Consider the following 4,689-nt stretch of genomic DNA (forward strand, 5'->3'; position numbering starts at 1 on the left):
CGAACAGACCAAGGCCCGTGAAGCGCTGAGTCGCCTGATGGCGTTTGACGGCCGCCTGGCGCCGACGTCCGCCGACGCGGCGATGTATGAGCTGTTCCTGCAGGAAAGCAGCAAACAGATCTTCCTCGACGAACTCGGCCCGGAAAACAGCGCCACTTGGAAAGCCTTTATCAGCAACGCCAACCTGTCCTACGCCGCCCAGGCCGACCACCTGCTGGGCCGTGAAGACAGCCCATTCTGGGACGATGTACGCACCCCGCAGAAAGAAGACAAACCGGCAATCCTCGCCCGCAGCCTGGCCGCCGCGATCACTGCCGGCGACAGCCAGTTGGGTGCCGATCACAAGGCCTGGCAGTGGGGCAAACTGCACAGCACCACCTGGAAGAACCGCAACGGCCAGGTGATTCGCGGCCCGCTGGCCAGCGGCGGCGACCACAACACCCTGAACCCGGCCCCGTACAATTGGGGGCAAAGTTTCGACACCACCCAAGTGCCGGCACTGCGCATGATTGTCGACTTCGGCCAGGCGGAACCGATGATGGGCCAGGGCGGCATCGGCCAGTCCGGCAACCCGGCCAGCCCGAACTATGCCAACGGCATCGATCCGTCGCTCAAGGCGCAATACCTGAGCTTCCCGATGCAGCCGCAGAACTTTGACAAGGTGTATGGGAAAGCCAGGTTGACCCTCACTCCCGGCAAATAACCGTACCAACAGGTGGGAGCAGGCTTGCCTGCGATAGCGGCGGATCAGTCACTGAAAGGGTGACTGACACGGCTTCATCGCAGGCAAGCCTGCTCCCACATTTTTTAATCTGCGCTCGATCCAAAATAGTGCAGCCGATTTTCAATGCCCACTTATCGGGCATCTCCTACACTAATAACTCCCTCTTCCTACCTTTTAAAATGATCATTCGGAGCGACATTCGGAACTATGGTGCAGATATTGCTACCTGTGATCCGTCTGACACCGTTCAGTAACAGTCCTAAACGCGCCACAAGCGCTTATCTTGGTTTCCAGGGATTACATAATGAAAAAAGCATTGCTGACCCTTTCTGCACTGGCTCTGTGCATGGCCGCAGGTTCCGCCTTGGCCAAGGAATACAAGGAATTGCGTTTTGGTGTCGATCCGTCCTATGCACCGTTCGAGTCCAAAGCCGCTGACGGCAGCCTGGTGGGCTTCGACATCGACCTGGGCAATGCGATCTGCGCCGAGCTGAAGGTCAAGTGCAAGTGGGTCGAAAGCGACTTCGACGGCATGATTCCAGGCCTCAAAGCCAACAAATTCGACGGCGTGATTTCGTCCATGACCGTCACCGAAGCCCGTATGAAGGCCATCGACTTCTCCAACGAGCTGTTCTCCGGCCCGACTTCGCTGGTCTTCAAGAAGGGCGCCGGTTACTCGACGCCTGAGTCCCTCAAGGGCAAAACCGTGGGCTACGAGCAAGGCACCATCCAGGAAGCCTATGCCAAGGCCGTATTGGATAAAGCCGGTGTGACCACCAAGGCCTACGCCAACCAGGACCAGGTGTACGCTGACCTGACCTCCGGCCGTCTCGACGCCTCCGTGCAGGACATGCTGCAAGCCGAACTGGGCTTCCTGAAGTCGCCGGCCGGTGCCGGTTATGAAGTCAGCGCGGCCATCGACGACCCACTGCTGCCGTCGAAAACGGCGATCGGTATCAAAAAAGGTAACACCGAGCTGAAGGCCTTTTTGGATAAAGGTATCAAAGCGTTACATGATGATGGCACCTACGCCAGCATCCAGAAGAAACACTTTGGCGATCTGAACCTGTACAGCGGCAAATAATGCCTGGGGCGCCCCTTCCCGCGAGGGGCGCTTTTTTATCGCCATAGGTCCTGATTTATGTTCGAAGAACTGTTGCAAACCCTCGGGCTGAGCGCGCTCAGTTTGAAGGGTTTCGGCCCGCTGTTGCTGCAAGGCACCTGGATGACCATCAAGTTGTCGGTGCTGTCCCTGGCCGTCAGCGTGTTGCTGGGCCTGCTCGGCGCCAGCGCCAAACTGTCCAGCCTGCCCTTCCTGCGCATTCCCGCCCAGCTCTACACCACGCTGATTCGTGGCGTGCCCGACCTGGTGCTGATGCTGCTGATTTTCTACAGCCTGCAAACCTGGCTGACCGGTCTTACCGACTTCATGGAATGGGAATACATCGAAATCGACCCATTCAGCGCCGGGGTGATCACCCTGGGCTTTATTTACGGTGCGTACTTCACCGAAACCTTTCGCGGCGCGATCCTCGCGGTGCCCCGTGGCCAACTGGAAGCCGCCACAGCGTATGGCCTCAAGCGCGGGCAGCGGTTTCGCTACGTGACCTTCCCGCAAATGATGCGCTTTGCCCTACCGGGCATCGGCAACAACTGGATGGTGATGCTCAAGGCCACCGCGCTGGTGTCGATCATCGGCCTGGCAGACCTGGTCAAGGCCGCGCAGGATGCCGGCAAGAGCACCTATCAACTGTTTTACTTCCTGGTGGTCGCCGCATTGATCTACCTGCTGATCACCAGTGCGTCCAACTTTGTCCTGCGCCGTCTTGAACGTCGCTATTCGGCAGGCTCCCGGGAGGCCGTGCGATGATCGAACTCTTGCAGGAATACTGGCGCCCATTCCTTTACAGCGACGGCCAGCACATCACCGGCCTGGCCATGACGATGTGGCTGCTCAGCGCCTCACTGGTGATCGGTTTTCTGGTGTCGATCCCGCTGTCCATCGCCAGGGTGTCGCGTAACCCCCTGGTGCGCTGGCCGGTGCAGTTCTACACCTACCTGTTTCGTGGCACGCCGCTCTATATCCAATTGCTGATCTGTTACACCGGCATCTACAGCATTGCCGCCGTGCGCGCCCAGCCGGTGCTGGATGCGTTCTTTCGCGACGCGATGAACTGCACGGTCCTGGCCTTTGCCCTCAACACCTGCGCCTACACCACCGAGATTTTCGCCGGGGCGATCCGCAGCATGGCCCACGGCGAAGTCGAAGCGGCCAAAGCCTACGGCCTCAGCGGCTGGAAGCTGTACGCCTATGTGATCATGCCGTCGGCCCTGCGCCGTTCATTGCCGTACTACAGCAATGAAGTGATTTTGATGCTGCACTCAACGACGGTGGCGTTTACCGCGACGATCCCGGACATTCTCAAAGTGGCCCGAGACGCCAACTCGGCCACCTTTATGACCTTTCAATCATTCGGTATCGCTGCGCTGATCTACCTGACCGTGACCTTTGCCCTGGTCGGTCTGTTTCGTCTGGCGGAGCGCCGCTGGCTGGCTTTCCTCGGGCCGAGCCATTAAGGAGCCTTCATGCGTCATCAGATCCATGAACTGATCGCGCCGGTGCCAGGCACGGCGCGGCAGATTCACAGCTTCCACTTCGGCCCGGAGCAGGCCGAACACAAGATCTACATCCAGGCGTCGCTGCATGCCGATGAACTGCCGGGCATGCTGGTGGCCTGGCATCTCAAGGCACGCCTGGCGCAACTGGCCGCCGCCGGGCGCTTGCGCAGCGAGATTGTGCTGGTGCCCATCGCCAACCCGGCAGGCCTCGAACAAGTGTTGATGGACATCCCACTGGGCCGCTATGAGTTGGAAAGCGGGCAGAACTTCAATCGCCTGTTTGTCGACCTCAGTGAAGAGGTCGGTCATCAGGTCAAGGATTTACTCGGGGATGATCCCCAGCGCAACGTCAAACTGATCCGCACGGCGCTGTCCAGCGCCCTGACGGAGCAAACCGCCACGACCCAGTTGCAATCCCAACGCCTGGTGCTGCAACGCCTGGCCTGTGATGCCGACATGGTGCTGGACCTGCATTGCGACTTCGAAGCCGTGGCGCACCTGTACACCACGCCCGAGGCCTGGCCGCAGGTGGAGCCGCTGGCGCGGTATATCGGCTCGGAGGCCAACTTGCTGGCCACCGATTCCGGTGGGCAATCCTTCGATGAGTGCTTCACCCTGGTGTGGTGGCAGTTGCAGCAACGCTTCAGCGAGCGCTTCCCGATCCCCATGGGCAGTTTTTCGGTGACCGTCGAACTGCGCGGCCAGGGCGACGTCAACCATGGCCTGGCCGGCCTCGACTGCCAGGCGATCATCGACTACCTGATTCACTTCGGCGCGATTGCCGGCGACGTGGCACCCCTGCCCGACCTGCCCTACCCGGCCACCCCGCTGGCGGGTGTCGAACCGGTAGCAACGCCGGTCGGCGGCTTGCTGGTGTTCAGCGCCTTGCCCGGCGAATACCTCGAAGCCGGGCAACTGATCGCCGAAATCATCGACCCCATTACTGACCGCGTAACGCCTGTGCATTGCAAAAGCGCCGGCCTGCTTTACGCCCGTTCGCTGCGGCGCATGGCCACTGCTGGGATGGTCATCGGCCATGTCGCAGGCTCAGAGGCCTACCGCAGCGGCTACCTACTTTCGCCTTGAGGATGCACGCCCCATGTACAAACTGACCGTTGAAGGCCTGCATAAAAGCTATGGCGACAATGAAGTGCTCAAAGGCGTCTCGCTCAAGGCCAAGACCGGTGACGTGATCAGCCTGATCGGCGCCAGCGGCTCGGGCAAGAGCACCTTCCTGCGCTGCATCAATTTTCTGGAAACCCCCAACGACGGCGCGATGACCCTCGACGACAAGCCGATCCGCATGGTCAGCGACCGCCACGGCATGCGCGTGGCCGACGACGCCG

6 protein-coding genes are annotated in these 4,689 nt (G+C 60.3%); all 6 read left to right on the plus strand.

The genetic code is table 11. From position 1 onward, the window contains the following. Positions 1-703, plus strand: a 703-nt coding sequence (locus L9Z73_RS25690) for a penicillin acylase family protein (RefSeq protein WP_247407176.1), incomplete at its 5' end; no start/stop codon positions are given. A 325-nt stretch (positions 704-1,028) separates the two neighbouring features. Then, the gene (locus tag L9Z73_RS25695) at positions 1,029-1,808 is read left to right on the plus strand and encodes a transporter substrate-binding domain-containing protein (protein ID WP_247407178.1); all 780 of its coding nucleotides are present in this window, start codon (positions 1,029-1,031) and stop codon (positions 1,806-1,808) included. Positions 1,809-1,865: 57 nt separating this feature from the next. Beyond that, positions 1,866-2,594 (plus strand): ABC transporter permease, encoded by a 729-nt coding sequence (locus tag L9Z73_RS25700; protein WP_247407180.1) that lies wholly within the window; start codon positions 1,866-1,868, stop codon positions 2,592-2,594. Then, positions 2,591-3,301, plus strand: coding sequence for an ABC transporter permease (locus tag L9Z73_RS25705; RefSeq protein ID WP_247407182.1), 711 nt, complete (start codon positions 2,591-2,593; stop codon positions 3,299-3,301). The genes L9Z73_RS25700 and L9Z73_RS25705 overlap by 4 nt, the downstream gene beginning before the upstream one ends. 9 nt (positions 3,302-3,310) lie before the next feature. After that, complete coding sequence (locus L9Z73_RS25710) at positions 3,311-4,429, plus strand: succinylglutamate desuccinylase/aspartoacylase family protein (protein ID WP_247407184.1); 1,119 nt, start codon at positions 3,311-3,313, stop codon at positions 4,427-4,429. A 13-nt stretch (positions 4,430-4,442) separates the two neighbouring features. Then, the coding region (locus tag L9Z73_RS25715) for an ATP-binding cassette domain-containing protein (RefSeq protein ID WP_247407186.1) at positions 4,443-4,689 on the plus strand (247 nt) is incomplete at its 3' end.

It is taken from the genome of Pseudomonas emilianonis, assembly GCF_023072625.1.
Lineage (GTDB): Bacteria > Pseudomonadota > Gammaproteobacteria > Pseudomonadales > Pseudomonadaceae > Aquipseudomonas > Aquipseudomonas paraveronii.